Source organism: Pseudomonas sp. Sample_14 (assembly GCF_004307515.1).
Taxonomy (GTDB): Bacteria; Pseudomonadota; Gammaproteobacteria; order Pseudomonadales; family Pseudomonadaceae; genus Aquipseudomonas; species Aquipseudomonas atacamensis.
In genome coordinates this window covers 1-2,589 of record NZ_RCOC01000069.1, presented here as the reverse complement: position 1 = coordinate 2,589, position 2,589 = coordinate 1, and the positions used below count along the sequence as shown (strand labels likewise).

Here is a 2,589-nt window from a genome sequence, read left to right as displayed (position 1 = left end):
TACGGAGCATTTTCTTTGAGCGCTGCGCAGATTGCTAGGTTTTCACACAGTCTGTTCGGCCGGGTTTTTTTATGCCCGGCGCATGGCGTTTCTCGCACGGTAAAAGCAGCTTCACGCCGTTTGCCGCCAGCCCCCAGCCGTCTACCATCACAGAAAGGAAAAAATCTTTGGCCCAGTGCTCAAGTTGAAGGCAATTGCAACCGACACAGTTGATTCAGAGCTATTACTCAAATGACGACATTGCGGCCAGGATCACGGCGACTTTTCCCGTGCCTGATTGTCCCTTTGACTGCCAACCCGGGATTGCCAATACTCATGGCAACTTGACGCTACCCGCACGGAACAAGGAATAACCCTTTGAAGCTGGAACTCAAGAACAGCTTGTCGGTGAAGTTGCTCCGGGTCGTGCTCCTGTCGGCATTGATCGTAGGCGTAGTCTTGAGCTGCGCGCAGATTGTCTTCGATGCCTACAAGACCCGTCAGGCGGTTGCCGGCGACGCCGAGCGCATCCTCGACATGTTCCGCGATCCATCGACCCAGGCCGTGTACAGCCTGGATCGGGAAATGGGCATGCAGGTGATCGAAGGGCTGTTTCAGGACGACGCCGTGCGTCAGGCCTCGATCGGCCATCCCAACGAAGCCATGCTGGCGCAGAAATCCCGCGAGCTGCAGCATTCCAACAGCCGTTGGCTGACCGACCTGATTCTCGGCCAGGAACGCACCTTCACCACGCAGCTGGTCGGCCGTGGCCCTTACAGCGAATACTACGGCGACCTGAGCATCACACTCGACACCGCCACTTATGGCGAAGGTTTCATCGTCAGCTCGGTGATCATTTTCATTTCCGGCGTGCTGCGCGCACTGGCGTTGGGCCTGGTGCTGTACCTGGTCTATCACTGGCTGCTGACCAAACCGCTGTCGCGAATCATTGAGCACCTCACCGAGATCAACCCCGATCGTCCCAGCGAGCACAAGATTCCGCAGATCAAGGGCCACGAAAAAAACGAGCTGGGCCTGTGGATCAACACCGCCAACCAGTTGCTCGAGTCCATCGAACGCAACACCCACCTGCGCCACGAAGCGGAAAACAGCCTGCTGCGCATGGCCCAGTACGACTTCCTCACCGGTCTGCCGAACCGCCAGCAATTGCAGCAGCAACTGGACAAGATTCTCGTCGATGCCGGCAAATTGCAGCGCCGCGTCGCCGTGTTGTGCGTCGGTCTGGATGACTTCAAGGGCATCAACGAGCAATTCAGCTACCAGACCGGCGACCAATTGCTGCTGGCCCTGGCCGATCGTTTACGTGCCCACAGTGGTCGTCTTGGCGCCCTCGCTCGTCTGGGCGGCGATCAGTTCGCGCTGGTGCAGGCCGACATTGAACAGCCTTATGAAGCTGCAGAACTGGCGCAGAGCATTCTCGATGACCTTGAGGCGCCCTTCGCCCTCGACGATCAGGAGATCCGCCTGCGCGCGACTATCGGCATCACCCTGTTTCCGGAGGACGGCGACAGCACCGAGAAGCTGTTGCAGAAAGCCGAACAGACCATGACCCTGGCCAAGACCCGCTCGCGCAATCGCTATCAGTTCTACATCGCCAGCGTCGACAGCGAGATGCGCCGTCGTCGCGAGCTGGAAAAAGATTTGCGCGATGCGCTGATCCGCGACCAGTTCTACCTCGTCTACCAACCGCAGATCAGTTATCGCGATCACCGCGTGGTCGGCGTCGAAGCGCTGATTCGCTGGCAACATCCGGAACACGGTCTGGTGCCGCCGGACCTGTTCATCCCGCTGGCCGAACAGAACGGCACGATCATCGCCATCGGCGAGTGGGTGCTCGATCAGGCCTGCAAGCAGTTGCGCGAGTGGCACGATCAGGGTTTTGTCGATCTGCGCATGGCGGTCAATCTGTCCACCGTGCAACTGCACCACGCCGAGCTGCCACGGGTGGTCAACAACCTGCTGCAAATGTACCGCTTGCCGCCGCGTAGTCTGGAACTGGAAGTCACCGAAACCGGCCTGATGGAAGACATCACCACCGCCGCCCAGCATCTGCTCAGCCTGCGCCGCTCCGGTGCGCTGATTGCGATCGACGACTTCGGCACCGGCTATTCGTCCCTCAGTTATCTGAAAAGCCTGCCGCTGGACAAGATCAAGATCGACAAGAGTTTCGTTCAGGATCTGCTCGATGACGACGATGACGCGACCATCGTTCGCGCGATCATTCAACTGGGCAAGAGCCTGGGCATGCAGGTGATTGCCGAAGGCGTGGAAACCGCCGAGCAGGAAACCTACATCATTTCCGAGGGTTGCCACGAAGGTCAGGGCTACCACTACAGCAAACCGCTGCCGGCGCGGGAGCTGGGTATTTACCTCAAGCAGGCGCAACGCAGCAACGCGGCCATTCTCTAAAAGCGCAAGATCGCGCCATCACACCTGCCTAAATAAGAAATATTTCCAAGCACGCCTTTACACATAATGCGAAAGATTTGCATTATGTCGCAGTTTTGCGCGCCACCGGCGCCAGTCCACTCAACTACCGAAGCAGGATGTTCGCCATGATTCGTATGCCTCTGGCTACCGCCAGTCTGC

At 58.4% G+C, this 2,589-nt stretch carries 2 protein-coding genes; one reads left to right on the top strand and one right to left on the bottom strand.

Going from position 1 to position 2,589, the window contains the following annotated elements; genetic code table 11:
• Positions 1–357 precede the first annotated feature (357 nt).
• Entirely contained in the window at positions 358–2,409 is a 2,052-nt protein-coding gene (locus D8U61_RS16635) for an EAL domain-containing protein (protein ID WP_016773430.1), read from the top strand.
• On the opposite strand, the gene D8U61_RS27920 is transcribed toward D8U61_RS16635, so the two are convergent.
• On the bottom strand, positions 2,406–2,589 hold a 184-nt coding region (locus D8U61_RS27920), incomplete at its 5' end, for a hypothetical protein (RefSeq protein WP_206663090.1). The two genes, D8U61_RS16635 and D8U61_RS27920, sit on opposite strands and share 4 nt — an antisense overlap.